Source organism: Lacticaseibacillus camelliae DSM 22697 = JCM 13995 (genome assembly GCF_001311195.1).
GTDB lineage: Bacteria > Bacillota > Bacilli > Lactobacillales > Lactobacillaceae > Lacticaseibacillus > Lacticaseibacillus camelliae.
Window position 1 is genome coordinate 18,935 of record NZ_BBAJ01000009.1, and the last position, 26,287, is coordinate 45,221.

The following is a 26,287-nucleotide window of genomic DNA, read 5'->3' on the forward strand; positions in this document are numbered from 1 at the left end:
GGACGGGCGGTTAAAAACTTTTTGAAGTAATTGGTTTACCGGACAGTTTGCAACTTGTGAAAGGTATAGGCCACAATCGAATGGATTGGTACGATAAAAATGGGTAGGCACAAGTGTTGACTAATGCGGACTATACCGCTATGATATTTAACGTATTGAGAAAGCGTTTTACGAAATCCTCCGGGAGAGAATTTTCTAACAGCCTAGACCACTCCGCAAAGCGCACAAAAGGAGGAGATTTCTATGCAGAAGTTTATGGACTGGCTGCAAAACACGATCATGCCACCGATGGCCAAGGTTGGGAACAACAAGTACCTAGTCTCGATTCGTAACGGCCTGGTGCTGACCCTGCCGGCGATCATTTCCGGTTCTGTCTTCATGATCCTGGCCAACATTCCGATCCCGGCCTGGACTCGTTTCATCAAGCCCTATGTCAACATGATGGGCGTGGCAACAAACGCGTCATTTGGGATCATTTCGCTGCTTGCCGTGATCGGTATCAGCTTTCAACTGGCCAAGGCGCTGGACGTTGACGCCATTTCTGCGGCCGGGTTGGGCACCATGCGTTCATCGTGCTGTCGTTTAACGACAAGTACACGCTTGATACCGCCAACTTCTCGTCATCCGGTTTGTTTACTGCCATTATTACCGCGTTTGTCTCTGTTTTGATTTTTCACTTTTTTGAAAGTCGCAACATTGTCATCAAGCTGCCCGCCGGTGTGCCGGCTGCGGTTTCCAATTCATTCGTCGCACTGCTGCCTGGGTTTGTGATCCTGCTGCTGTTCTGGACAGTGCGCATGCCGCTTGGGATCGACATCAACAAGGTCGTCCAGGCCATCTTCCACCCGTTGCTGTTTGCGATGAACACACTGCCTGGGATCCTGGTCTACACGCTGCTGGTTTCGCTGCTGTGGGTCTGCGGGATCCACGGCGACATGACCCTGCAGGGCATTTCCGACCCGATCTTCCTGCAGTTCCTGACCGCTAACGCCACAGCGCTGGCGCATCACCAACCGCTGCCGTTCAACACCGCAATGGGCTTTTCCAGCCTGTTCGTCAACGTCGGCGGCACCGGCGCCACGATCACGCTGGTCATCCTGATGCTGTTTTCCAAATCCAAGACGTACAAGGAACTGGGGCGCGTCGCGTTTCCAAGTGCGCTGTTTGAAATCAACGAACCTGTCATCTTCGGGTTCCCGCTGGTCATGAACCCGATCACGATGATCCCGTTCATCGGGGTACCATTAATTCTGGCGACCGGGACGTTCATTTTGATGAGCATCGGCTGGGTCTCTGCACCGTCTGCGATGGTGCCATGGACGATGCCGCCAATCATCGGGCCGCTGATGGCCACCAACTGGGACTGGCGGGCCGCGGTGTGGTCAGCCGTCGAGCTGGTCATCGCGACTGCCTGCTACTACCCGTTCTTCAAGACTGCGGAGAAACAGATGATTGCAGCCGAAAACAAGCCTGCTGATGAGGCGAAAGCTGAGGCTTAACACAGACACGTCCGGCTCGCGTATACTCGCGAACCGGGCGTTCTTGGTTACAATAGAGTTAAACATAAACTGAAAGAGGGACCATCATGGCATCTGAGTATCGATTGACCGACCCGGCGGACCGCGAGCGGTTCTACCAGCTTTACCTATACGCGTTCAACGGCCAGGACAGTGAGGCGCGGCGGCGTTTCTTCAACGCGCGGTACGCCCACGGCTGGATCTACGGCCTAAAAAAATGGCCAGCAGCTGACCTCGGGGCTTTACAGTCTGCCATTTACCGTTAATTTTCACGGGGTGGCTTACAAAATGAACGGCATCGGCGACGTAATGTCTGCGCCGGAGGACTCTGGCCACGGTGGCGCTGGGACGCTGCTGAAGGCGGCGCTGCAGGAGATGTACGACCGCAACGTGACCCTGTCGTACCTGGCGCCGTTTTCCTACCGGTACTACCGTCGCTTCGGCTATGAGCAAGTCTTCAACCACATCACGTACACGATTGCGCATGATCACGTGCCGGCGTACCACCCGCAGCACCAAGGCGGCCGCGTCGAGCGCATGTCGTTCGCCGCGGCGCTGCTGAGCATCAAGCCGCTTTATGCCAAAAAGGCCCAGAACCTGCCCGGCGGCATGATGCGCGAGGACTGGTGGTGGGATTACCTGACGCTGAAGAACCGCTGGGATGCCGGCGTGTACTTCGGCGAAGATGGCCAGGCGCAGGGCTACGCGGTGTACGAACGCAGCGGCGCGGAGATGACCGTGCACAAGCTGCTGGCGAACACGCCGGCCGCTTTTGAGCAGCTGATGGCGTTTTTGCTCAAGCATGGGAACACGTTTCAGAAGTTGCGTTACGAATCCCCGCATAGCCAGTACGCCGGTGATTGGATCCAGGAGCCGTACGCCGTGTCAGCGGTCGTCACCCCTTACATGATGGCGCGCATCGTGGACCTGCAGGACTTTCTGAACCGTTATCCGTTCACGCAGGATTTTGCGCCGGTGACCATTGCAGTCGAAGATCCGGTCCTGCCGGTCAACGCCGGGGTCTGGCAGCTGAGCCGCACGGCGGGTCAGACCACTGCGGAAAAAGACGCCAACGCTGCACCAGAGCTGACCTTTACCATCCAGCAGCTGACCAAGCGCTCATGGGCGCCACCTCACTGCATGCGCTCCTGATGAGCGGCCAGGGCACTGGCGGTTTGGCCGCTGCCGTGCGCTTAGACCAAGCACTTCAGCAGGCCACGCCAGAATTCAACGACTATTTCTGATCAGTTCAAAAAAGGGTTCGCGAATTTTTTTTCGCGAACCCTTTTGCTGTCACTGGTGATTCGGTTGGTAAGCCAGCAGGTCGCCGGGCTGGCAGTCGAGCACCTCGCACAGCTTGGCTAGCGTCGAAAAACGGACTGCCTTGGCCTTGCCGGTTTTCAGGATCGACAGGTTAGCTAAGGTGATGCCGACCTGCTCGGCCAGCTCAGTCAGGGTCAGGTCGCGTTTTTTTTGAGCATCAGGTCCAAATTGATTTCGATCATCGCTGGCCTCCTCACACCGTCATGTCGTTTTCGGTTTTGTAGGCCAGCGCCGTGGTCCACAGCTGCTGCAGGATCGCCAGGAACAGCCAGACAATGGCCGGAATGGCAAAAAAAGCCGAGCCCAATCACCATTACCCCAGGGGCATCATCGTGGTCGGCCATGCGGTACCACTGCGGCAGGCAGACCAAAAGGCCCAGCGCCATTGCCCCAACGGCCCACTTCAGGCGGATGATCAGGGTCACGGCGCGCTGGGTGAACGCGGCATTGGCGGTGATGCAGTCCAAAAGGTGCCAAGCGATGAAGGCGGCGAGCCAGTAGCTGACCACCGCGACCGCCGCGCCCAGCGTGAAGGCCCAGGCCGCCACCGGCCACTGGTAGTCGCGAACCATTACGCCCGGAAAGCTCGGAATCAGCCCGATTCCGAAGGCCCCGATTGCGATGACGCTTGCAATCAGTAGGAGCTTAAGAAGCCAAATCCGAATTTTCATCATGTTTCCTCCAAAAAGCGACGGGCTTGCCCGTCAAGTTGATGGCTTCAGCGTAGCATGACTTTGTCGATTATCGATAATCATTTATTGATAATCGATAAATTCTTAACCTTTTGGCCGGCAAAATGCCGAGCGGGCGACTAGGCCTGACTCGGCGTGAGGGTGATTACTTTAGTGGCAATCCGGTTAATGAACGCCCGGTCGTGCTCGACAAACAGCATGGTGGGCTGCGACTTGAGAATGCTCGTGGCCAGCTGGTCCTGATTGTACAGGTCCAGATAGTTGAGCGGTTCGTCCCACACCAGCAGGTTGGCCGGGGTGACCAGCGACTTGGCGAGTTCGACTTTCTTTTGCTGACCGGCGCTGAGACGTTCAATCGGCGTGGTGAAGGCCAAGCGCTCCAGGCCCAGTTTTTTCAAATTGTTGAGCAGATCCTGGTAGTTCAGGTGGTGGGCGGCTGCAAAGTCGGCGATAGTGCCTGTGTTATCTGCATACAGCTGGCGGCTGAGGCTGAAGGTCAGGCTGGGCGGGTAGGCCAGCGTGCCGGTCGTCGTGCCAGTAAATGTGCCTAGCAGCGCATGAAGCAGCGAGGATTTGCCGATGCCGTTGGGGCCGGCCAGCGCCACGCGCTCGCCGCGGCGCACGTCGAACGTGAGCGGGGCAAACAGCGGCTGACCATCATAGCTTAAGGTGAAGTCCGCCACGTGCACGTAAATCTCATGATGATCGGGGATGGTGTTGATGGTCAGCTCGGGCACGTCCTCGACGTTTTTGAGCAGCTGGGACTTGCCTTCGATTTCCTTATCCATGCGGTGTTCGAGCACCTTGGACTTTTTCATCAGACGGGCGGCGCGGGCGGTGACGAAACCGGCATGGCCGGTGCCGCCGCTGCCCTTGACGTGCGGGTCGCCGTGAATGTCGCCTTCGCGGCTGAGCGACCAGTCGTGCTTGTCGCGCGAGGACTGCTTGAGGCGGCCGATGTCGCGCTTGAGCTTGGCGTTTTCAGTTCGCTCAAACGCGTTCTGGCGCTCGCGCTCGGCCGCGTACACGCTGTAGTTGCCGGCGTACAAAGTGATGGCCTGCTTGTCGATGGCCAGGGTGTGGTCGGTGATCGCATCCAAAAAGGTACGGTCATGGCTGATGACGATGAAGCCAGGCTTGTGCCGCAGGTAGTCGGCAATCAGGGTACGGCTGGCGGCATCGAGATGATTGGTGGGTTCGTCGATCAAGGCGAAGCCGCTGTCCTCGGCGAACAGCAGGGCCAGGCGCACCTTGGTCTGCTCGCCGCCGGACAGCAGGTTGAACGGCCGCCAGAGAATGTCCGGGTCGGCGTGCATCAGGTTCAGTTCGCGCTCGAGCTGCCACTGCTCGGCGTCGCTTGCTTCCTGCATCGCGTAGAGGGTCAGTTGAGTCTCGTCTTTGATGGTCTGGGGAAAATACCGCAGCGAAGTGGGCACGCTGATTTTGCCTTTGTGCTCGTGTTGGCCTTGCATCAGCTCCAGCAGGGTCGTTTTGCCGCGGCCGTTGCGCCCGACCAGCCCGAGGTGCCAGGACAGATCCAGGTCGAACGAGACATCGTGAAATAATTCGGTTTGGCCGTCGTAGCCAAACGAGAGATGGGACAGGGTAATAGTTGCCATGAGGCGCTCATCCTTTCTAAAGGACGGGCCTGAAGTTCGCGCAGTAAATGGCCTTTTGGGCAAGCAAAAAGCCAGTCCAAATGGGCTGGCCAAGCGAGTCGCCTCACTTGGTGTCACCAGAAGTTTGCCATTGCGAAAAGTCGAGACTGCGCCCGTGCTTCAGGGCTTCGACGTTTCATCAATGGCTTACTTCAATGGCGACACCTTCTTCGTAAATTTGTTGGCTTCACTATACCGCGGGTGATTAGCCGAACGCAACTATTTTTTAAAACGCCTGGGCGATTGGTACATCGCCGCTGGCAATTTCCAGTTCCTGCCGGTGCAGGTCGGAATTAACGGCCTCGACCAGGACGGTGGCAACATCCTGCCGGGAGATCTGCGACTGGCCCTGCGGTTTCAGGGTGATTTTGCCGGTGCCGTCGTCATTGGTCAGCGCGGTCGGCTCGACGATCACCCAGTCCAAACTGGTGCGGGTCTTGAGCCACTCGTCGGCGTAATATTTGGCGATGTAGTAATCGTTGATGCCAGACTTCGGCCAGAAGATGCGGTCCTGCACGTTCAGCGCGCTGAGGTGAATGAAGCGAGTGATGCCGGCCTGCTGTGCGGCCATCATGGTTTTGGCCGCGCCGTCCAAGTCGACTTCCAGCAGGTTCTTGCCACCGGAGCCGGCGGCAAAAATGATCGCGTCGCAGCCCGCCATCGCCTGCGCCAGGGTGCTGACCGGGTCGGTCAAGTCAAAATGCACGGCGTGAAACTGCGTTGTGTCGCCGCGTGCCTGCGAAACCGGGTCGCGGTAGCCGCCCACGGCCTCGCAGTCATTGGTCAGCAGCGTTTCAATTACCAAGCGGCCCACTTGGCCGTTGGCACCCGCAACAAATACTTTGGTCATATTGATCACTCCTTTTTTTAAATGTTAAATGGATTGTAAGGGGACTTTGCGCGTCGGCGCCGGGAAATTCGCGTCGATGATTGCCAGCTGCTCTTCAGTGAGGGTTACGTCCAGCGCGCCCAAGTTGGCCTGCATGTGTGCAGCGCTGCCGGTTTTGACCAGCGGGATCACGCTCCCGCGCCCCGCCCAGGCCAGCAGCACTTGGTGCACGGGATAGGTGCATGCTGTGCGCCAGCTGCTTGATTGAGGCGGAGATCGAAATCTGCTGCCCGTTGCCGGACCCGAACGGCGAGTAACCCAGCAGCGGCATACCGATTTTCGCCTGGTACGGAATCAGGTCAAACTCGATGCCGCGGGCCTCGACGTTATACAAGACCTCGTTGGCGGCGATGGCCTGACCGCCTGGCAGGGCGCGCGCTTCCTTCAGCGCCGGCTGGTCAAAATTGGACAGGCCGTATGCACGGATCAGCCCAGCCTTTTTCAGGTCGGCCAGGCCGGCCAGCGTTTCGGCCAGCGGGGTTTGGCCCGGCCAGTGCAGCAGGTACAGATCCAGGTAATCGGTACCCAGGCGCTGCAGGCTGGCCTCAAGCGACTGGCGCATTTGCACGGCGGTCGCGTGCCAGGGATAAAACTTGGACACCAAGTACAGCGCGCTGCGGTCGTACGGGGCAATGGCCTGGCCCACCAGGGTCTCCGCCGCGCCTTCGCCGTACATTTCGGCCGTGTCGATCAGCGTGAGCCCGGCGTCCAGGCCCGCGCGAATCGCGGCCACCTCGCGCGCACTTCGCGAAGCGTCGCCTTCGCCAAGCTCCCAGGTCCCGATGCCCAAGGCCAAGGTCGTGCTCCCGTTGAGTTTCGTCGTCTTCATGCAGCGCCTCCTCACTGATTGCATGATTATCATAACACGCGCCTGCGTCTGGGTCGAAAGCGCTTGCCCAATGGCGTAAAATACAATTCAACGGAGGTGAAGAAAAATGAATTATGAACTGAAAGGCAATGTGCCTTTTCCCATTGCCCTGCTGCACCTTGACCGCGGGGATAGCGCGCAGATCGAGGCTGGGTCAATGATTTACCATAACGACGGGGTGACACTGGAAGGCCATATGAACAGCAACGGCAAAAGCGGGCTGGGCGGGATGCTCTCGGCGCTGGGCCGCAGCATGACATCCGGCGAGTCGTTTTTTTTATTACAACGGCGACCGCGCAGGCTAGCGGTGCAGAACTGGCAATCGCCCCGGGCAACCCAGGGGTGATTCAAGAACTGACGCTGGATGGCACGCACCAGTGGCGCCTGAATACCGGCGCATTTCTGGCGATGGACACGACGGCCGGGTATTCGATGATTCGGCAAAAAGCCGGCCGGGCGCTGCTGGGCGGCACCGGCGGGTTCTTCATCATGGAAACCACCGGCACTGGCACCATGCTGGTGTCGGCATACGGTGACCTGCTCCCGGTGGATCTGGACGGGAGTCACGATTACGTGATCGACAACAATCATGTCGTCGCCTGGGAATCCAGCCTCGATTACAGCATCGAAATTGCCAGCGGCACTTTTGGCTTCACGACCGGCGAAGGGCTGGTCAACCACTTTACCGGCCGCGGGCGTGTGTACCTGCAGACGCGCAACGTCGAGGCGCTGGCCAATTTGGTCAAGCCGTACCTGCCTGACAAGTCCTCGAATTAAAGAATTAAACCGGGCCGTGCGTCCGGTTTTCTTTTACTAAAAATGGTGGCGCTTTCATTTAAAATCGACTAAAGTAGAAGCAACGGCCGGTCGCTACCACTAGGGCCGGCTAGTTGCAGCTTGCAGGAGGCGGTTTGATGACGACGATTTTAGGAACGCGGCTCCCACTGATTCAAGGGGCACTGGCGGGAATCTCCCAGGCATGCTTGGTCGGGGCGGTCGCCAATGCCGGTGGACTGGGCGTGCTCACGACCAGCGACAAGAACGTGAGCAGCCTGGCCAAGGCCATCGACGGTGTGCACACCTACACCGATGAGCCGTTTGCCGTCAATCTGATGCTGCAGCAGGACAACATCGCCGAACTCGTGCCGTACCTGATCGATCACCCGGTACCGGTCGTCACCACCAGTGCTGGCACGCCCAAGCGCTTCGTGAAGGAGCTGCGCGCGGTCGGCACCAAGGTCATCGCGGTCATTCCATCGGTGAAGGTGGCGAAAAAAATGGCGGCGCTGGGGGTAGACGCGTTGGTCGCTGAAGGCATGGAGTCTGGCGGTCACATCGGCACCCAGACGACCATGAGCCTAGTGCGGCAGGTCACGGCGGCCGTCGACCTGCCAGTGTTTGCCGCCGGTGGCATCATCGACGCGGCCGGGGTCAAAGCGGCCCAGGCGCTGGGCGCAGTCGGGGTGCAGGTCGGTACCGCCTTTCTGGCGGCGCACGAGACGCCGATCAGCGCGGCGTACAAGGCCGCGGTGGTGGCTGCTACTGACACCTCAACGGTCGTGACTGGCCGGGCCCTGGGGGATGCGGTGCGCTGCTTGAAAAATCCGCTCACGGATCAGTACTTTGTCGCCGAGTCGCTGGGCGCTTCAAACATCGAGCTGCATGCGCTGCTTGATGGTAGCCTGGCCAAGGCCATCGCCGGCGACGTGGCGCACGGCACGCTGATGGCAGGGCAAATTGCCGGCATGGTCAACGGCACCGCCCCGGCGCAAACAATCGTTGATCGGCTTTTTCCGTAGCACAAAAAAAGCGGCACCCACATCTCGAAAGTGGATGCCGCTATTTCTTGGCTTAATCGACCACGCGGCGCTTGGCCAACCGCCGATACTGATGGTCGATACTGTGGACGTAAACTAAGCAGAAGACGCCCAAACCGATCAGCGTCGCCATCAAAAACGTGCTTTCATTGTCGCTGTCATTGATCGACACGATGAAAAAGGCGGCGACTAAGCTCACGATGCCGACCCATTGCCCGATGACGTAGCGGCGATGGTAGGCGGCCCGCCGAGCGCTGGCCTGCTCATTGACCGCCGCCGTGACGGGCAAATGCCGCAGCGGCCGGCGCACAGCCTTGAAGGCTTTGCTGCCCGTAACGAGAGCGGCGATGCCCAGCAGGGCCGGAATGAAGAAAGCCATCATCGAGAAGTCGTTCTCAGTGTCAGCCACGATGGTGAAGCCGCTGCCGACAATGAGGAGAAAGACGCCACCGGCCAAATAAAGGGCATGGGTGCCAGCAGCCTGCCAGAACGTTTCGGCTTGCTTTAAAGTTACGGCAGGCGCCGACTTGTGCTGGTGGGTGACTGCTTCGGCTCGCGCGAAGGGTTTGGCGATTGTTTCAGCGTGGACTTCAGCCAGTCGGGTCTTCATGCCGGCAGTGGCCTTGATAGTGGCACCAAGCGCCGCGTCCTCGCTTTTTCCCTGCTTGAGCTGGCGATTGTAGAACGTGGTCATGGCGTCGAGGAGCTCGGCCTTGGCCTTGCGGTTGGCCGGTGTGTCCGGCAGATCCTGATACAGGTCGGCCAAATAAGTTTTGAGTGTGTCCATGCGTACCTCCAACGGCGTAACAATGTCGCTGTTATCTTAGCACATTTCAACTGCTAGGCGACGGGGCGGTTGGCTAGACGCTTGTAGCCGTTACTGATGGTCTGGACATACACGAGATAAAACACCCCAAGGGCGATCATGCCGATCATTAGCGGTGCGCCTAAATCTTCATTTGCGATTGCGTTCATCACGATGGGCGGAATCACTGAGAACAGACAGCACAGAATGCCCACCATAAGGCCAACGGAGTACGCCTGATGATAGTTTTCCAGCTTCTCGTTTGCCAATTTTTTTGTTGCTGGCGATAGGGGCCGGTGGGCAATGCGCTGGCGTTCAGGTTTGATCCCCATTGCGCTGGTGATAATGGCAGCCACCCCAAATCCAAGCGCGAGGAAAAACATGACCGCTGCAATGGTTGAGTCCTGGAGCCAAACGCGGCGGCCAGGGCAATACTCAAGATGCAAAAGGCCACCCCAGCACCGAGTAATAGTGCGTACCGAATATTAGCGTGCCAGTAGCGTTCGGCGCTTTTCTCATCAATGGCGTCGTCAGCGGTACGTTGGCGAGACTTTTGCGTTTCGACCGGATCGACGTCCAGTGCGGCGAGCACCTCATCAATTGGGCCCACTGCCGTGATGGCCGCACCGACCGCTTCGGCCTCGCTTTTGCCCAGAGCCAGCTCCTCGTGATAGTGATCGGTCATGAGATCGAGCAGGTCGGCCTTGGCCTTGCGCGTCGCCGCTGTGTCTGGAACGCCGGCAAACAGTCCGGCCAGATAGGTGTTCAAGGTTTCCATTAGCTATTCCTCCGCGGATAAAAATTTTGACACGACTGCTTGGGTCTGGGCCCATTCCTTGCGTTTGGCGGCTAGAACCTTTTTCCTGCCGCCGTCAGCCGGTAGTACGTGCGCGGGCGGCCGTAAGAAATCTCGCCGGCGTAAGCCTCAATGCTGCCGGCCTTGACCAGGCGCGTCAGGGTCGAATACAGCGTTGTTTCACGAATGACGTACGCGCCGCCGGTTCGATCGCGAATGGCCTTTTCAAGCTGGTAGCCGTACGAGTCGCCGGCCGCCAGCACCGCCAGGATTAAGGCGTCGTTGTAGCCGCGCATGCTGTCGCTTGAAATCATTCACTCGCCTCCGACTACTTTATCTGATGCAGTAATCTTACCACAGCTGTTCTGGTGGCCGTCTCGGGCCTAGGGCTGATATTGTGAAACAGGGTCGAAAGGGTGATAATCATGATCAATACGGAGGAAAAATGTATGTTTAGTTATGTTGTGGATGACGACCTTCAGCTGACAATCCCGCGCCCGGCGCTGGACGCTGGTCCGCTTTACACCTTGATTGCAGCCGATCGGACGACCTTTGAACGCTACTTGCCATGGGTCAAAGACACTCAAACGCCAGCCGATGAACAGGCCGCGCTGACCTTATTCAACCAGCATTTTGGGGCCGGGACTTCGGCCAATTTGGTGTTGGTCGTTGCGGGTCAGCCGGCCGGGATGATCAGCTTCAACGGCTTTTACCCCAATCGCAGTGCCGATATCGGTTACTGGTTGGGTCAGCCGTTCCGGGGCCGCGGTGTGATGCACCGCGCCGTTATGGGGATGTGTGCGCTAGGGTTCAGCGAGTACGGGCTAAACAAGATCGTGATCCGCGCCGCCGTTGAGAATCAAGCCAGTAATGCCGTTGCTAAGGAGGCGACGTTTCACCTTGATGGGACGCTGCGCCAGGACGAACGGCTACTTGACGGCTTTCATGATGAAAATGTTTGGTCAAAGCTCAAAAGCGAGTGGGTCGGCTGAACTTCTCCTTGGAGGCGTTTTCCCGATCAGTGCTACAATAATCTCGAAAAGGAGCTGATAGCATTGAATACGATGAAAGCATTGCTGCGGCGCAAGTCGGTGCGGACCTACACTGGGGTGCCGGTGACGGACGACCAGCGAGCACAGCTGTTGAAGGCGGCCTACGCCTCGCCGGTCGCAATGGGTCAGTACGATTCCATCGTGATGACCGTGGTGGAAAAGCCTGAGCTGCTCGCCCAAATCGATGCGGCCGCGGCCAAACAGTTTGGCCGCGAAAAAAAATGCTGTACGGTGCGCCGATGTTGATCGTTTTGGCGACCAAGCTCAAGGGGGACGCCAGCGATAATTCAGGCTATTCCAATGCCGCGACAGTGATCGAAAATCTCAACTTGGCGGCGGTCGAGCTTGGCCTTGGCGCCTGCCACATCTGGGGTGCGATCGCGGCGTTGGCCGAGGATGACGCGCTGAAGCAAGCGCTGAAGATCCCTGAAGGTTTCACGCCGGTGGGCGGCCTCGTCGTCGGCGATAGCGCCGACGCCTACACGAAGCGAGACATCCCAGACAACCGCATTGCCACAGAAATCCTAGATTAATCGCACCAAAAAGCAGACCTGCCAACATCTGAAGTGATGCCTGGCAGGCCTGCTTTGATTTTATCTACTGATCCAAGTTATTCAGGCACAGGGGTAGTTGTCTGCTCGGCACTTTCTTTCAGTGCGGAGTCGCCGTTGCTGGCGATGACGTCGTGGTACCAAATCGATGATGCTTTCGGAATGCGGGTCAGAGAGCCTTCGCCCTGATCATCACGGTCGACGTAGATCAGACCGTAGCGCTTGGCCATTTCACCGGTGCCTGCGGAAATCACGTCCATGGCGGTCCACATGGTGTAGCCGATCAGGTCGACCCCGTCTTCATCGATGGCCTGGTGCATCGCCTCGACGTGCGCGCGCAGGTAATCGATGCGGTACGGGTCGTTCACTGCGCCGTTTTCCAGCGTATCGATCGCGCCGAGACCGTTTTCGACGACCATCAGCGGCACTTGATAGCGCTGGTACAGCCGGTTCAGGGTCAGGCGCAGGCCGCTTGGATCAGTTTGCCAGCCCCAATCGGAAGTCTCCAGGTAAGGATTGTTCTGGCCGGCGATCAGGTTGCCCTGACCTTCGTTACCACTGGTTTTGGCGACGCAGGAGCTGGAGTAGTAAGAGAAGGAGTAGAAGTCGACCTTGCCGTTCAGTAGATCAGCTTCCTCCGCCGCGGTCACGTTAAGCTTGATGCCACGCCTTTCAAACCGCCGTTTGGCAAAGCTCGGGTAGCTGCCGCGGACTTGGACGTCGCCGCAGAAGTTGTTGAACCAGTCGGCGCGCTGCTGGGTGGCCAGCACGTCCTCAGGCTTGGGGGTCAGCGGGTAGGCCAGGCCGTTGGCAATCATGCAGCCAATTTGATTCTGCGGATCGATCTGGTGGCCGCTGATTACGGCCTTGGCCGAGGCCAGAAAGACGTTGTGTAGCGCCTGGTACTGCTCAGTTTCGTCGCCGGAAGTAAAGAAGTAGTTCTCCTGCGCGGCATCGCGCAGACCCAGGCAGAACAGGCGGCCTGCACTGAGGGTGCCGAAGTTGATCTCGTTAAACGTCAGCCAGTACTTGACCAGCCCCTTGTAGCGCGTGAAGCAGGTCTCGGCGTAACGGACGAACATGTCGATCACTTTTTTTATTTGCAAAGCCGTTGTATTCGGTGATTAGGTGGTACGGCATCTCGAAGTGGCTGAGCGTCACAATCGGGGTGATGTTATTTTCCTGGCAGGTTGTGAACACGCGCTCGTAAAAGCGCAGGCCTTCCTCGTTTGGCTGTGCGTCATCGCCGTTTGGAAAAATCCGGCTCCAGGCGATGGACAGGCGCAGACTCTTAAGGCCGATTTGGCCAAACAGCGCAATGTCTTCTTCGAACCGGTGGTAGAAGTCCACCCCAGTGTGCGAAGGAAAGTAATCGCCGAGATTCAGGTCCTGGACGAAGCGGCGCGGCTTCGTTCGACTGCCTGAAGTCAGGTGGTCGGCGATGCTTTCGCCCTTACCGCCCTCGTTCCAGGCGCCTTCACATTGATTGGCAGCAAGTGCTGCTCCCCAGAGAAAATTATTCGGAAACGGCATGGGCATTGACCTCCGTGGCTTCTTGGTTTTCTGCGATCAGCGTGAGCAGTGGCTCGCCTGCTTTGATCTGGGCATCGCCGGTCAGCTCGGCGATGACATCGAGGTAGTCGGCGGTATTGGTGACCACAATTGGCGTCACCATCGAATAGCCAGCTTTGCGGATCGCCTCAATATCGATTGTTGCAAGTAGGTCGCCGGCCTTGACGTGCTGCTCGGCTTTGACGTTGATGTCAAAATGCTCGCCGTTCAGTTGGACAGTGTCCATGCCCAGGTGAATCAGGACCTCGGCGCCGCTGTCGGTGATGAGGCCGATGGCGTGCTTCGTCGGGAACACGGTCATGATCGTCGCGTCGGCCGGAGCGACCACGCGCCCGTCTGATGGGTCGAGCGCGATCCCTTGACCAAGCGCGCCTTCGGCAAATGCGCCGTCTTCGACATCGCGCAGCGGCACAAGCTGGCCGGACATCGGACTGATCAGCACGGTGTCGCGTTCCAGGCGTGGGGCACTGGGAATGGCTGCGTCTTCGATGCCGTCAACAATTGGGTCATCTTGGTACATGACGTAGGCGGCAATGAAGCTCGGAATGATCGCGACCGCCAGGCAGATCCCGGCGTACAGCAGGTCGCGTCCGGCATTATCGGTGCTGAGCATGCAGGAATTGCGAACAGGCCCATGCCGCCCATGCGGTAAGTCTGCATGCCGAGCAAGCCACAGACGCCACCTGCTAAACCGCCGCCGATGCAGGAAATGACAAACATCTTCATGCGTGGCAGGGTAACACCATAAATCGCTGGTTCGGTGACCCCGAAAATTCCGGAGATCCATGCTGGCAGGGCAATGCCTTTAAGTTTTTTTATCCTTGGACTTCAGCCAAATTGCAACCACCACGGCAGTTTGGGCAAAGGACACCCAGACGATTGGGGTCAGCATTGCCGTTGGGTTGCCGGCTGCCAAAGGAATCATTGCCATCATCACGAGCATCATGTGCACGCCGAACATCACCAGCAGCTGCCAGGTGGCACCTAGGATAATGCCGCTAGGATCGGGCTGAAGCCCATCAGCGCCTCGATCCCCTGAGTCAGGACCAGCGAAATCAGGTTTGCCGCAGGGCCAATCAGCATAAAGCCAATCGGCACAATGATCACCAGCGTCAGCATTGGCACCAGGAAGGTCTTGACCACATCCGGGATGACCGTTTTGAGCCAGCGTTCTAGCGGCGCCGCCAAAGCCACCATCACAATGACCGGCAGGATCGTCGAACTGTATGAGGCATTGAAGTTCATGCCCCAGAAATTCAGGTCGACGCCGTTGATGTTCGGGTGGACCAGCGCCGCGCCGATGATGAGGCCCAGAAATGGCGTCATGTTAAACTTCTTGGCGGCGTTGAAGCCAATCACGATCGGGAAGAAGTAGAAGCAGGCGTCCCAATCGCGTCCAGCAGGATGTAGGCGCCTGACTTGTCGGTCAACAGGCCGGTGACCATCAGGATCACGGCGAGCCCCTTGATGATCCCGCCTGCGCACATCACGGACAGCGCCGGCATCATGATCCCGGAGATCAGGTCGATCACGCGCTCGCCAAAGGTCATTTTCTTCGCGGGCTCAGCGTTCGTGCTGCTGTCCAGTTTACCGACGCGCATCACTTCCGCGAACACGTCCGGCACGTGGTTACCGATGACGACTTGGTATTGACCGGCCGACTGCATCACGGTGACCACGCCGTCCATACTTTTCAGGCCAGCGGTGTCGGCGATGCCTTCGTCCTTGAGTTTGAAGCGCAGCCGGGTCACGCAGTGGGTGAGGCCGATGATATTGTCGCGACCACCGACTTTGGCAATGATATCAGTTGCGAGTTGTTCATATTTAGTCATGATGTTTCCTCCTGAAAGATTTTTCTTTCCGAAGGTTTGGCCAACTTAATGTCACCATCCAACGATCTGACAAAATGTGAGAGTGACTACTGCGCCTGAGCCCGGTACACCAAGCGTTCGATGTGCAGGGTGAGGTAGGCGCATTCCGCCGCCGTGACCGCATAGCCATGGCGGCTTTTTAGAAAATCGCTGATCCGCTTGGCGCAGGCCGCAGGGGCCTGGTAACGCGCGAGAATCAGCTGAAGTAGCTCCTCATCCACGGTCGCATCGGCTCATTCCGTAGCAGCCGCTGGGCGAAGAACTTGAGGTGGGTGATAAAGCGACTATAGTCTGAGGTGGTGCTGTCGGGTTCGAAGTGAAAATAGTAGCGCACGATGCTGAGCATTTCCTGCATCAGCTGCGTGATTTTCGCGGCGTCTGTGCCGGCGTTGGTGGTTTCCGCGTTGACGAGGTGAAAGGCGATGAACCGGCCTCGTCGGGGGGCAGTGCCACATCGTACTTGGCTTTGACCAGCGCCAGCGCGGCTTCACCCACGGCAAATTCGCGTGGGTAAAAGCGTTGCGTGTCCCACAACATGATGTTCGTGACCGTTTCGCCGGCTTGGGTGCGCTGAACAGCGGTGTGGAGATGGTCGGCAAGGGTCACCAAAATCGTGGGGTTCAGGCTGAGGCCAACGTGCTTGGCTCGCTCGATGATTTGGCCTGTCACTTGCAGACAGGAGTAGGGAATCTCGGCCAGCAGCTGGGTGAACTCGGCGGTGGTGCTGGGTTGCAGGGTGAAAGTTTGCGAGACAGCAGCTTCGGTGATCTCATCGCCGGGGCGCTTGCCGAACGCAAGCCCGCGGCCGGTGACAATTTGTTCACGGCCTAGGCCATTCAGCACGATCGCCACGTTGTTGTTCAGTACCTTTTGAATCTTCACGGCAGGCGCCCCCCTTGATGGCAGTCGGTCGGCCTTGCGCGCCAAGGCCAGCCGGAATAGTTATCCCATGGAATATCTTAAGCGTAGCAAACTGACGCCGCAGGAAGCAAGAAAAATGGTTGAAAAAAATTAATTTAAACAATAACTGACGTGTGATAGTTAGTTAGCCGGGTGCAGCAAAAAAAAGTGATGACCAGGTCTGATCATCACTTTTTGGTTAGTGATTTAAAAGGGTGAGGTAGTGTGCGAGGCGTACGGCCAAAAACTTGATTGTGCGCCTTGCTCGACAGGAACCCGTTGCCAGGCAACACCTGCACGGCAAAGCCTGGTGAGTCCATGACCAAGGCGCGGGGTGCCGGGCGCAAGTCACTTTTGCGGCAACTCGCTGTCGGCGATTTGATTCAGCGTGTCCTGGGACGGAATGAAGAAGACCTCACCGGTTTCCGGCGTGGAAAAGTCCAGCAGCCGGTCGGACTTTTCAAACATGTTTTGCAGCATGCGTTTGGTGACCGTCCAGTGGCGGGCGTAACCGATGAAGTAAGTGCCTTTGACGTCCTTGGCCGCGGTGGCAAACGGGACGTTCATGCGCACGATTTTGTGCTCGACGCCGCCTTCGTTATCCTGCGAAGCGATGTTGTGCGCATTCGGCAGCTTTTCGTGATCAGCCAGCTCGATGTCGTTGAACTTCTTGCGGCCAATGGCCTGTTCCTGCTGCTCGACCTTCAGCTGCTCCCAGGCGGCCATGTCGTGGCGGTACTTCTGCGCAAACGCGTAAGACCCGTTGATGAAGTCCGGGTCTTCGTCGCCAATCACGGCGTATTCCGGTGTCTGCAAGGCGTTGGGGTTTTCGGTGCCGTCGACAAAGCCGATGATGGCCCGGCCCTCAAAGTAGCGGAAGCCGTGGGTCTCGTCCACCGTCGTCGTATTGGCGTTGATGCGCGTCATGATCTCGGACAGCAACTCGTAAGGCACAGCTGAGTTGCGGGCCCGGAGGTGGAAAAACAGGTCCGTCGGCGTGGCAACTGCGGTGTACTTGGGGCCGTGAATCGCCTGGAATTCCTCCAGTTCCGCCGGCCGCTTGGCAGTTGGGAAGAGGTAGTCCCACGCGTTGCGGGAAAAGCCGAACGCCACGGCTAACCCAGATTCGGGGTAGCGGATATTCATGCTGTTGATAAACGCCGGCAGGTGCTCGGCCAAGTCCTCCACTGCGGCCAGGTCGCTGGCCTGGTCCCGCCGGTTCAGATTTAGGGTAGCGAAGATAATGCTGTCGCCAGCATCTTTGTAAACATCTTGGACTCTCGTCAAATCGATAGGCATTGTGATCCCCTCCAAATTAGTCTTCTACCAACCCTCAGAATAGCATGACACGGGTGTAAGCGGCACCAATTTGACATCATAAATTTTGCACAACTTAACTGACAAAAATAAACCAGCCGGCTGCGGCTGGTTTAGCGGTTAGTGAAAGGGATTGTAGAAGCGGCCACCGTTGACCTTGAACAGCCAGGCCCCAATCAAAATGATGGCGGCGGTACCGGAAAGTGTTAGCCAGTCTTGCCACGCAAAGGGATGGTCCATGTACCAGGTGCGGTGCTTCTTGCGGCCGAAGCGGCGCAGCTCCATCGCCTGGCTGACCGTATCGATGCGGTCCAGCGAGGAGAAGATCAGCGGCATGAGAATCTGCGCCGACCCTTTCAGGCGCTGCGAGAACTTGGCCTTCTTGGACAACTCATAGCCGCGGGCCTGCTGGGACAGAGAAATCTGATGGTAGGCGCCTTGGACGTCGGGGATGTAGCGCAGCGCGAGCGCAACTGAGTAAGAGACTTTATAGGACAAATGAATTTTGTTCAGGCTGGCGGCAAACTCCGACGGGTTAGTCGTGATCAGAAAAATTAGCGCGAGTGGAACGGTGACGACGTACTTGCTGAGCAGATTGAGCTCGTAAAACAGCTGCTCCTGCGTCACCGTCAAATAGCCGCTGCCGAAAATCAGGTGCCGCGTGCCGTAAAGTTGAACGCCGTACTCAGGGGAAAACAGGTAAACCGTGATCAGGTTCAGCAGCGAAAAGGCGGTGATGATCTTCACGACCAGGCTGACCTGCGACCACTTTATTTTGGCCTGATAAAAGAGGATCAGGGACAGCACCATGATTGCTGCAGTGAAGCGGATATCATAGCTGGCCATCGCGATGATCGAGATGCCGACAAACGCCAGCATTTTGGTGGCACCGCTGAGGTGGTGCAGCCAGGTGTCGCCACCATCGAAACCGAATAAGTTAGACATGACGTTCCTGCCTTTCGTGTGCGATCACAGCCGCGGTGAACTCGAACGGATCAAGGCCCATGCGCTCGGCCAAAGTGTATAGTGACGTTTCTGCCAAATGCGCTTGTTTGATGATGGTTGGCTCGGTCAGGACCTTGGCGGGTTCGGCGTCAAGGAGAATGCCGGTGTGGCCCAGCACCACGGTGCGCGTGGCGTATTCGAGCATCAGGTGCATGTCGTGGGTGATCAGCAGCATCGTGATGCCAGAGTCGCGGTTCAGCTTTTCCAAGAACCGCATCATCGAGGTGTAATGCCGCCAGTCCTGGCCGGCGGTCGGCTCGTCGAGGATCAGCAGCTGCGGCGACAGGGTCAGAATCGAGGCGATCGTCACGCGCTTTTTTTGTCCAAAACTGAGCGCAGAGATCGGCCAGTTGCGGAACGGGTACAAACCGCAGATCTTAAGCGCGTCTTCGACCTTGGCTTTGATGGTCGCTTCATCCACGCCGCGCAGCGTTAGGCCGAGGGCGACCTCGTCGAAAATTTTGATCTTCGAGATCATCTGGTTGGGGTCCTGCATGATGTAGCCGATTTTGTCGGCGCGCTCCTTGACGGATTGCGTGGCCAGATCGACATCGCCGAACGTCATTTTCCCAGCGTCCGGTTTGACGAAACCGGTGATCAGCTGGCTGAGGGTCGTTTTGCCGACGCCGTTTTCGCCGACCAAGGCCAGCATGTCACCGCGATTGATTGTCAGGTCAAAATGATTGAACAGTTTGGGGCCCTTGGGGTAACCAAACGTGAGATCAGTGATTTGTAACAGGGGTTTGAGGCCCGCCGGTTTTTTGTGCTCGGGTTCGCCTGTCAGCCAATCGCCCAGCCGCTGTTTTAGGTGAGGCGCTTCAATGGTGTTGACCGAGGTGATGCCAGTCGTGTCGTTGAAGTCGATGCCTGCCAGGTCGAGTGCCTCCAGGTACAGCGGCTCCCGCAAACCGATTTGGCGCAGCAGCGGGGTCTTGAGCAAGGCCTCTGGCGTCTCGTTGGCGATGATCCGGCCTTCCTGCATCACGATCACCCGGTCGACCGGCTGGGCCAGCACTTCTTCCAGGCGGTGTTCGATAATCACCACCGTGACGCCCAGGCGGCGGTGCAGGTCGTCGATCAGCGCGATCGACTGCTTGCCTGCAGCGGGGTCCAGGGCGGCAAGCGGCTCGTCGAACAGCAGGATGTCGCCTTCGTCGACGAGCACGCCGGCCATGGCGGTTCGCTGCTTTTGCCCGCCTGACAAGGCCTGCGGGGATTGGCCGAGCTGGTTTTGGATGCCCAGGGTCGTGGCCCACTGTTGGACGCGCGTCTTCATCTTGGCCTGCGGTGTTGCGTCATTTTCCATCGCAAAAGCGATATCTTCGGCGGTCGTCAAGCCGACAAACTGACTGTCAGGGTCCTGAAGCACAGTGCCGACGTGCAGTGACAGATCGAATAGACTGGCGCTCTCCACGTCTTGGCCCATGACCGTCACTTTGCCGGTGATTTTGCCGGGAATGGCGTGTGGGATCAGGCCGTTGATCAGGCTGCCCAGCGTCGACTTGCCAGAGCCGCTGGGGCCGATAATTAGGACTTTTTCGCCTTGATTGATGGTCAAATTAATGTCGTGCAGCGTCGGCTCGGCCTGGCTGTCGTACTGGTAGTTGACGTGATCGAAAATGATCGCAGGTTTACTCATGATGATCCTTTCTCACAATAAGTGCGGCGCCAAGCGGGATCGCCTGGCGCCGCAGTGGGTAATTGGCGTGCTTGAAGCATTTTGACGAAGAGCCTGGTGTCGGCCTCCTGTCAGCAGTGCTAGTCTTCTTTTTTTCAGACTTCCGGACCGGGTGCGTGATGCGGCATAGGCGGCCAAGAGAATGGAGCCGATCACCGCGCCGGAGATGACGTTGGACACCGCAGAGATCAGGCCCTGGATGTACACTTTGTTCGCCGGCTCCGAGTACACCAGCACATCGAGCGTTGGCGCGATGGCCGCCCACGCGACGAGGTTGGTCAGGCCGGACACGACATTATAGCCGATCAGTTTCTTCTTGCCAAAGTCGCCTTTCGACACGTCCAGCCGCTTCCAGAACAGGCCGATGACCCCGCCGACGAGACCGGTTGTGACCACCCAGGTCCACCACGGCGTGCCGTACTGCGTGAAATCGTTCAGCGCGTGGCCGAGAAAGCCCATGATGAAGCCGGCCACCGGGCCAAACAGCACACTCATGAAGCCCAAAAAGCCGTAAGAGGTATCGATGTTCGTGTTGGGAAAGCCGGTTGGAATGGACACCCAACGCTTCAGGATAAAGATGAGCGCGGTACCGATCCCAATGGCGACAACGGTCCTCACACTGAACAACTCACTAGATGATTGCTTGTTTTTTTTGCCATAAGGCATTTCCCCCTAGAAAAATAAATAATGTACGCCGGCCCAAACTGGACGAGCGGGTGAACGGCCAACTCCATCCTCAATCAAAAAAACGTCGCCCCAAGCAATTGCTTAGGACGACGTTGCGCGGTACCACCTAAGTTGCCGCCACAGCGACCACTCGAAGCGCTTAAGGCGCGCGGCACCACCCTGCTGAGAGCCATTCTTGCAGACTTTTCGATGATCCTTACACCATGTGGATCACTCTCTGAGCGAAAAGGAGACTGCCGTACTATCTCTCAGTACCGACTGACGATGTCAATAGCTTAGCAGTCCGGCCCTAAAAAGTCAAAGCCATAAACGAACGATAAGAGCGCTAACATCCAGTTAATTCGGCATCCTAAAAGTAAAATGGCCAATTTGCGCATTTTGACGGGCCGCGTTGATAAACCGCCGGCCATTTGGTATGATTGTGCGAACGTAGTGCATTTATAGAAGAAAAGCGAGGTAGCGAAGTGCTAACTGTTTCCAACGTTTCGATGACTTTTTCCGATCGGACCCTGTATTCTGACGTTAATCTGAAGTTCACGCCAGGCAACTGCTACGGCATTATTGGCGCTAATGGCGCAGGCAAGTCGACGTTCCTGCGGATCCTGGAAGGCCAGTTGACGCCAACCACCGGCAGCGTCACGCTCGATCCCAACGAGCGCATGAGCTCACTTAAGCAGGATCACTTTGCCTTTGACGACCAAACCGTGATGAACACGGTGCTGCAGGGTTACACGCGGCTCTACGACGTGATGACGGAAAAAGATGCCTTGTACCAAAAGGCCGACTTCACCGAAGCCGATGGGAACCGGGCCGCGGCGCTGGAAGGCGAGTTCGCGGAAATGGACGGCTGGAATGCAGAATCCGATGCCAGTCAGCTGCTGCAAAGCCTGGGGATCGCGGAAGCGCAGCACCAGATGCTGATGGCCGAACTGCCCGAAGGCGAGAAGGTCAAAGTCCTGCTGGCCCAGGCACTGTTCGGCAAGCCGGATGTGCTGCTGCTGGACGAGCCGACCAACGGGCTGGACCCGCAGACGATTGCTTGGCTGGAGGACTTCTTGGCCGATTATCAAAACACCGTCTTGGTCGTCAGCCATGACCGGCACTTTCTGAACGCGGTTTGCACCGAAATGTGCGATGTCGACTTCGGCAAGATTGAGCTGTTCGTGGGGAACTACGACTTCTGGCTGGAAAGTTCCAAGTTGGCCCAGCAGCTGCGGTCCCAGCAGAATGCCAAAAAGGAAGAGCAGATTAAGCAGCTTCAAGATTTTATTGCACGGTTTTCCGCCAACGCATCAAAGTCCAAGCAGGCCACCTCACGGAAGAAGCAGTTGGACAAGATCACGCTGGATGACATCAAGCCCTCAAGTCGCAAGTACCCGTTCATCAAGTTCACTCCAGAGCGCGATTTGGGCAAGGACCTGGTGCGCGTGGCCAATGTGTCCAAGACCATCGATGGTGAGCAGATCCTCAGCAACGTCTCGTTCATCCTGCGGCCGGGCGATAAAGCTGCGCTGATCTCCCGCTCCGACGTGACGGCCAGTGTGCTGATGCAGATTTTGGCTGGGACGATGCAGCCAGACACGGGCAGTGTGACCTGGGGCGTGACCACCAGCCGCGCCTCGATGCCGCGTGACCTGAATCCCGAATTCAGCGACGAGCGCCTCAACATCCTTGACTGGCTGCGGCAGTTCGCCAGCAAGGAGGAGTCCGACAACACGTTCCTGCGCGGGTTTCTCGGTCAGATGCTGTTCCGCGGTGATGATGTCCTCAAGCAGACGCCGGTGATGTCCGGGGGCGAAAAAGTGCGGGCCTACCTGGCCAAAATGATGTTGAGCAAGGCGAACGTCCTGCTGTTTGATGATCCCACCAACCACTTGGACCTGGAAAGCATCACCGCGCTGAACGATGCGCTGATCGATTTTTCCGGCTCACTGATTTTCACCAGCCACGACCATCAGTTCATTCAGACCATCGCCAATCATATCATCGAGGTCGGGCCCAAGGGAATTGTTGACCGTGCGGACACGACCTACGACGACTTCATGGCGCATGAAGTCGCACAGGCGCAGGTCGCCAGCATCTATTAAAAGAAGCGTCTCAAGTTTGCCCCCAGTGCCGTTGGCGGGGGCGCCTGAGACGCTTTTTTTTAGACCAGCGCAAGTAAGTCGCGAGGTTGGGTCAAGCGCTGGGCGATGGGCGCAAACGCCGGCGTGGGTTTCGGGGTCGTCCAGGCGGCCAGGCCGAACGCCACATGGGCGTCGTGTGCCGCCTGGGCGTCGGTGAGGGTATCGCCGACGTAAAGCAGGTCGTCTAAGTCAGCATTTAGTCGCTGGGCTGCCAGGAGAATCGGATCCCCTGCAGGTTTGTCGCGCTTGGCTTGACCCGCGGTGACCCAGGTGTCGATGTAGCGACTATAGTGGTAGCGCGCATCATCAAGCGCAAATTCGTGCGCACTTTTGGCTGTCACAATGCCCAGCGTGGCGCCGGCCTGGCGCAGCTGGGTCAAGACCTCGGGAAACCCCGGGATCCAGCCCGACCGATCGGCAAACGCCATGGAGTCGCTGATCCACTCTTCAATGGCTGCGGCATTTTCGCGAGGATCAGTGAAGCCCAAACGCGTCATTGTCTCAACAGACGAGACCCCGTTTGAGAAAGTCAGGTCCGCCAGCGCGTAATCTTTGCCGTGGCGGCGCATGGTTTGCTGCAGCCCGTGCAGGTACATGGCTGGTGAGTTGATCAGGGTGCCGTCAATGTCGAAGATGAAAGTTTTCATGGTGCACCTCCCGCGACCAGTATACCGAAAAAGCGCTGTCAAGTTTGGAAAAAATCCGTTGACAGTGGGGCGAACAACTGTTTGAATTGAGCATAGAAATGGGGGTCATCACATGCGTATTATGCACACTGCCGATTGGCATATCGGGAGGAATTTGGCAGGCTTTGATCTGGCCGAGGATCAGGACGCGGTGTTTGAGGAACTGGTCGCAACTGCCAAAAAAAGAACACGTCGATGCGATCATTATCGCCGGCGACCTTTACGACCGCGCCAACCCGAGTGAGGAATCCGTTAAACGCGTCAATCAGATGTTGTTTCGCCTCAACCGGCAGGAAGGTTCCCGCTCTTAGTGGTGTCAGGTAACCACGATTCCGGCGTGCGGCTGGGCACCGGGCAGGAGTGGTATGCGGCCACGCAACTGTACATGCGCACGACACTGAAGGACGCCTTTTCACCAATCGTGATCGATGATACGCAGTTCTTCTTGCTGCCGTACTTCGAGCCTTATGAGGCGCGAGAGGTGCTGGGCGACCCCAGCCTGACAAACGTTAACAAGGCCATGCAGCGCATCAGCAAGGAAATGGTGCAGCAGTTCGATCCGACCAAGAAGCACATATTGGTCGGCCACTTTTTTGCGGCCGGCAGTGCCCACTCGGATTCTGAGACCCTGGTCAACGTCGGCGGGTTGGATGCCGTGGCGGTGTCCGACCTGCAGCCATTCGATTACGTCGCGCTGGGTCATTTGCACAACCGCCACGCGCTCGATGATGCGAAGGTGCAGTATGCCGGGTCGCTGCTGAAGTTTTCGGTGTCCGAGGCGGCGCAGGAAAAAGGCGTCTACATCATCGATACCGCCACCATGCAGCGCCGGTTTGTCAGTTTGGCCCCGTTGCATGACCTGCAACACCTGACTGGCAGTTTTGCCGATTTTGCGGATCCGACCAACTTCAGTGAGGCGGAGAAAGAAGCGTACACGGCGCTGACGTTGACTGATGTCGAGGTGATCCCCAACGTGATGGCCAAGCTGCGCCAAGTCTTTCCCCGGTTGATTGGCTGGATCGCAAGCGCACGTGGACCTCGGGAAGGTCGTCCAGACGAACGTCAAGCTGGCGCCGACGCAGCTGCTAGGCGAGTTCTTTTCGCAAGTGACCGGTGCGGAGTTAAGTGAGCAACAACTGACGTGGGCTAAAGCCGCGTTGACCAAGGCAAAGGGGGAAGACTAATGCAGCTGCAGACTTTGCAAATGGAATTTTTTTGGGCCATACCGCAACGCGACGGTCAATTTTGAGCGCTTTGCGAAGACCCCGCTGTTTTTGATCAGCGGCAATACCGGCAGCGGGAAGACCACCATTTTTGATGGGTTGGTTTTTGCCCTGTACGGGGACACGTCAGGCGACCAGCGCACCGGCGAGGAGCTGCGTGCGAACTTTGCGACCCCCAAGGAAAAGACCCGCGTCACGCTGCGGTTCCACCACAACGGCCACGACTACGAGATCTGGCGCGAGCGGCCCAACTGCTGGCCAAAAAGCAGGGCGGGGTCACGAGCAAGCCGATGAACGCGTGTCTGACCGTTTACACGGACGGCAAGGAAAGCGGTCAGTGGACCAAGAAACGGGATATTGCCCCGAGAATCAACCAGCTGCTGCACTTGGACGCCGACCAATTTCGGCAGATCATCTTGCTGCCGCAGGGCCAGTTCCGTCAGTTCCTTGACGCCAATTCTGACGATAAGGGGAAGCTTCTTCAGCGCTTGTTTGGCACCGGTCTGTACGCCCGCTGGCAGGACGCGATGAATCAGCAAGCCAAGGAGGCAGTGGCCAAGGTCAAGCAGGCCACAGACCGCTTGGTCACCTTGGCCGGTCAGTTTGCCTACGATGCGGACAGAAGGCCTGCCGATGGCGCGACGCTCAGCGACCAAATCGCTGCCATGAAGGCCACCGTGGCGGCGTTGACCGCTCAGCAAAGTGCACAGCAGGCTGCTTTGAAGCAGGCAACGGCCAAGTATGAGCAGGCCAATACGGCATACCAAAGCGGGCAGCAGCTGCAACAGGCATTTGATGCTCAGCAGGCGGCCCAGGCCGCGCTGGCTAGGCTGGCGGCTGACGGCCCAGCCCGCGCCGAAAAGACGGCGCTTCTGGCCAAGCTCGAGTGGGTCGACACCCACAGCGGTGATGCGGATCGCCTGATCAGCCAAGAGGCGGAGTTAACGCAGCTTGAGGCGGCTCTGACCAATACCAGAGCGGCTCTGAAGCAGGCTGAGCAGTCACTGACGGAAGCCCAGCAAACCAAGCAGGCGCTCGCCGCGCAAACCGATGAGATGACGGCGGCCAGCAAGCGGGAAACGCAGCTGAGTAGCATTCGACCACAGCTGGAACGCGTGGCGAGGCTGGCGCAGGCGCTAGGTGAGGCGCAGAACCAGCAAGAAGAAACGTTAGAACAGCAACAGACTGCCCAACACGCGGTCGATCAGGCGAAGGCGGCACTTCAGCTAACGCCGACGCGCTTGAAACGCTGAC

The 26,287-nt window shown here is 57.8% G+C and carries 22 protein-coding genes and 10 pseudogenes; 12 read left to right on the forward strand and 20 right to left on the reverse strand.

From position 1 onward, the window contains the following. The first annotated feature begins 243 nt into the window (after positions 1-243). The 4 genes from JCM13995_RS16630 to JCM13995_RS02835 all read left to right on the forward strand — a co-directional run bounded on the left by JCM13995_RS16630 (position 244) and on the right by JCM13995_RS02835 (position 2,669). The gene (locus JCM13995_RS16630; RefSeq protein ID WP_263849541.1) at positions 244-669 is read left to right on the forward strand and encodes a PTS transporter subunit EIIC; all 426 of its coding nucleotides are present in this window, start codon (positions 244-246) and stop codon (positions 667-669) included. After that, positions 573-1,499, forward strand: a complete 927-nt coding sequence (locus JCM13995_RS02825; protein WP_263849542.1) for a PTS sugar transporter subunit IIC — start codon at positions 573-575, stop codon at positions 1,497-1,499. The genes JCM13995_RS16630 and JCM13995_RS02825 overlap by 97 nt, the downstream gene beginning before the upstream one ends. Positions 1,500-1,585: 86 nt before the next feature. After that, the gene (locus JCM13995_RS15530; RefSeq protein ID WP_054662257.1) at positions 1,586-1,783 is read left to right on the forward strand and encodes a GNAT family protein; all 198 of its coding nucleotides are present in this window, start codon (positions 1,586-1,588) and stop codon (positions 1,781-1,783) included. 10 nt (positions 1,784-1,793) lie between these two features. Then, positions 1,794-2,669 (forward strand): GNAT family N-acetyltransferase, encoded by an 876-nt coding sequence (locus tag JCM13995_RS02835; protein WP_082397681.1) that lies wholly within the window; start codon positions 1,794-1,796, stop codon positions 2,667-2,669. Between the two features lie 141 nt (positions 2,670-2,810). Here JCM13995_RS02835 and JCM13995_RS13580 read toward each other — a convergent pair. The 5 genes and pseudogenes from JCM13995_RS13580 to JCM13995_RS02860 form a co-directional block, all read right to left on the reverse strand. After that, positions 2,811-3,022: pseudogene (locus JCM13995_RS13580) on the reverse strand (helix-turn-helix domain-containing protein). 123 nt (positions 3,023-3,145) lie between these two features. Continuing rightward, positions 3,146-3,514: pseudogene (locus JCM13995_RS17335) on the reverse strand (DUF2975 domain-containing protein); the annotation flags it as partial. A gap of 137 nt (positions 3,515-3,651) precedes the next feature. Beyond that, positions 3,652-5,151 (reverse strand): ribosomal protection-like ABC-F family protein, encoded by a 1,500-nt coding sequence (abc-f, locus tag JCM13995_RS02845; RefSeq protein ID WP_054662266.1) that lies wholly within the window; start codon positions 5,149-5,151, stop codon positions 3,652-3,654. Between the two features lie 265 nt (positions 5,152-5,416). Then, complete coding sequence (locus JCM13995_RS02855) at positions 5,417-6,040, reverse strand: SDR family oxidoreductase (RefSeq protein ID WP_054662272.1); 624 nt, start codon at positions 6,038-6,040, stop codon at positions 5,417-5,419. A 24-nt stretch (positions 6,041-6,064) separates the two neighbouring features. Further along, positions 6,065-6,908 (reverse strand): annotated as a pseudogene (locus JCM13995_RS02860) (aldo/keto reductase). Positions 6,909-7,014: 106 nt separating this feature from the next. Here JCM13995_RS02860 and JCM13995_RS02865 point away from each other — a divergent pair. Continuing rightward, positions 7,015-7,724, forward strand: a pseudogene (locus tag JCM13995_RS02865) (TIGR00266 family protein). A 137-nt stretch (positions 7,725-7,861) separates the two neighbouring features. Further along, entirely contained in the window at positions 7,862-8,746 is an 885-nt protein-coding gene (locus tag JCM13995_RS02870) for an NAD(P)H-dependent flavin oxidoreductase (RefSeq protein WP_054662275.1), read from the forward strand. Between the two features lie 52 nt (positions 8,747-8,798). Here JCM13995_RS02870 and JCM13995_RS02875 read toward each other — a convergent pair whose 3' ends face one another. The 3 genes and pseudogenes from JCM13995_RS02875 to JCM13995_RS02885 all read right to left on the reverse strand — a co-directional run bounded on the left by JCM13995_RS02875 (position 8,799) and on the right by JCM13995_RS02885 (position 10,679). After that, entirely contained in the window at positions 8,799-9,551 is a 753-nt protein-coding gene (locus JCM13995_RS02875) for a hypothetical protein (protein WP_054662279.1), read from the reverse strand. A gap of 202 nt (positions 9,552-9,753) precedes the next feature. After that, positions 9,754-10,347 (reverse strand): permease prefix domain 1-containing protein, encoded by a 594-nt coding sequence (locus JCM13995_RS02880; protein ID WP_054662282.1) that lies wholly within the window; start codon positions 10,345-10,347, stop codon positions 9,754-9,756. 3 nt (positions 10,348-10,350) lie between these two features. Further along, positions 10,351-10,679, reverse strand: a pseudogene (locus tag JCM13995_RS02885) (PadR family transcriptional regulator). A gap of 135 nt (positions 10,680-10,814) precedes the next feature. Between JCM13995_RS02885 and JCM13995_RS02890 the strand changes: the two are divergent. Together JCM13995_RS02890 and JCM13995_RS16635 are read left to right on the forward strand one after the other, a co-directional pair. After that, positions 10,815-11,357, forward strand: a complete 543-nt coding sequence (locus JCM13995_RS02890; RefSeq protein WP_054662285.1) for a GNAT family N-acetyltransferase — start codon at positions 10,815-10,817, stop codon at positions 11,355-11,357. A gap of 72 nt (positions 11,358-11,429) precedes the next feature. Next, a pseudogene (locus tag JCM13995_RS16635) lies at positions 11,430-11,950 on the forward strand (nitroreductase family protein). Between the two features lie 77 nt (positions 11,951-12,027). Here JCM13995_RS16635 and JCM13995_RS02900 read toward each other — a convergent pair. The 11 genes and pseudogenes from JCM13995_RS02900 to JCM13995_RS02930 all read right to left on the reverse strand — a co-directional run. Continuing rightward, positions 12,028-13,501: pseudogene (locus tag JCM13995_RS02900) on the reverse strand (glycoside hydrolase family 1 protein). After that, positions 13,485-14,153 (reverse strand): PTS sugar transporter subunit IIA, encoded by a 669-nt coding sequence (locus JCM13995_RS15545; protein ID WP_225350672.1) that lies wholly within the window; start codon positions 14,151-14,153, stop codon positions 13,485-13,487. The pseudogene JCM13995_RS02900 and the gene JCM13995_RS15545 overlap by 17 nt, the downstream one beginning before the upstream one ends. Before the next feature lie 192 nt (positions 14,154-14,345). After that, positions 14,346-14,504: a hypothetical protein gene (locus tag JCM13995_RS15550; protein ID WP_225350673.1), complete on the reverse strand. Its 159-nt coding sequence runs from the start codon at positions 14,502-14,504 to the stop codon at positions 14,346-14,348. Positions 14,505-14,524: 20 nt separating this feature from the next. Further along, on the reverse strand, positions 14,525-14,866 hold the full coding sequence (locus JCM13995_RS15555) for a PTS sugar transporter subunit IIABC family protein (protein ID WP_263849543.1): 342 nt from the start codon (positions 14,864-14,866) through the stop codon (positions 14,525-14,527). Positions 14,867-14,895: 29 nt separating this feature from the next. Then, a complete protein-coding gene (locus JCM13995_RS15560) occupies positions 14,896-15,372 on the reverse strand; it encodes a PTS transporter subunit EIIB (protein WP_225350674.1) in 477 nt (158 codons plus the stop codon). Between the two features lie 86 nt (positions 15,373-15,458). After that, on the reverse strand, positions 15,459-15,632 hold the full coding sequence (locus JCM13995_RS16640) for a PRD domain-containing protein (protein WP_082397682.1): 174 nt from the start codon (positions 15,630-15,632) through the stop codon (positions 15,459-15,461). 133 nt (positions 15,633-15,765) lie between these two features. Then, positions 15,766-16,293, reverse strand: a complete 528-nt coding sequence (locus JCM13995_RS02910) for a CAT RNA binding domain-containing protein (RefSeq protein ID WP_054662287.1) — start codon at positions 16,291-16,293, stop codon at positions 15,766-15,768. 366 nt (positions 16,294-16,659) lie between these two features. Next, a complete protein-coding gene (locus tag JCM13995_RS02915; protein ID WP_054662290.1) occupies positions 16,660-17,610 on the reverse strand; it encodes a Dyp-type peroxidase in 951 nt (316 codons plus the stop codon). 138 nt (positions 17,611-17,748) lie between these two features. Further along, positions 17,749-18,573: an energy-coupling factor transporter transmembrane component T family protein gene (locus tag JCM13995_RS02920; protein ID WP_054662293.1), complete on the reverse strand. Its 825-nt coding sequence runs from the start codon at positions 18,571-18,573 to the stop codon at positions 17,749-17,751. After that, positions 18,566-20,272, reverse strand: coding sequence for an ABC transporter ATP-binding protein (locus tag JCM13995_RS02925; RefSeq protein WP_054662296.1), 1,707 nt, complete (start codon positions 20,270-20,272; stop codon positions 18,566-18,568). Before JCM13995_RS02925 ends, JCM13995_RS02920 begins: the two co-directional genes overlap by 8 nt. A 129-nt stretch (positions 20,273-20,401) precedes the next feature. Beyond that, positions 20,402-20,977, reverse strand: a pseudogene (locus JCM13995_RS02930) (ECF-type riboflavin transporter substrate-binding protein); the annotation flags it as partial. Positions 20,978-21,462: 485 nt separating this feature from the next. Here JCM13995_RS02930 and JCM13995_RS02935 point away from each other — a divergent pair. Continuing rightward, the gene (locus tag JCM13995_RS02935) at positions 21,463-23,085 is read left to right on the forward strand and encodes an ABC-F family ATP-binding cassette domain-containing protein (protein WP_054662299.1); all 1,623 of its coding nucleotides are present in this window, start codon (positions 21,463-21,465) and stop codon (positions 23,083-23,085) included. 59 nt (positions 23,086-23,144) lie between these two features. Here the strand turns inward: JCM13995_RS02935 and JCM13995_RS02940 are convergent, their stop codons facing one another. Continuing rightward, entirely contained in the window at positions 23,145-23,771 is a 627-nt protein-coding gene (locus JCM13995_RS02940) for an HAD family hydrolase (protein WP_054662302.1), read from the reverse strand. 112 nt (positions 23,772-23,883) lie between these two features. Between JCM13995_RS02940 and JCM13995_RS02945 the strand changes: the two are divergent. The 3 genes and pseudogenes from JCM13995_RS02945 (at position 23,884) to JCM13995_RS02955 (ending at position 26,286) form a co-directional block, all read left to right on the forward strand. Continuing rightward, positions 23,884-24,994, forward strand: a pseudogene (locus tag JCM13995_RS02945) (exonuclease SbcCD subunit D). Positions 24,995-25,018: 24 nt separating this feature from the next. Beyond that, positions 25,019-25,327, forward strand: a pseudogene (locus JCM13995_RS02950) (AAA family ATPase); the annotation flags it as partial. After that, positions 25,324-26,286, forward strand: coding sequence for a sbcc family protein (locus tag JCM13995_RS02955; RefSeq protein WP_054662308.1), 963 nt, complete (start codon positions 25,324-25,326; stop codon positions 26,284-26,286). The pseudogene JCM13995_RS02950 and the gene JCM13995_RS02955, both read left to right, overlap by 4 nt. Position 26,287: the final 1 nt, after the last annotated feature.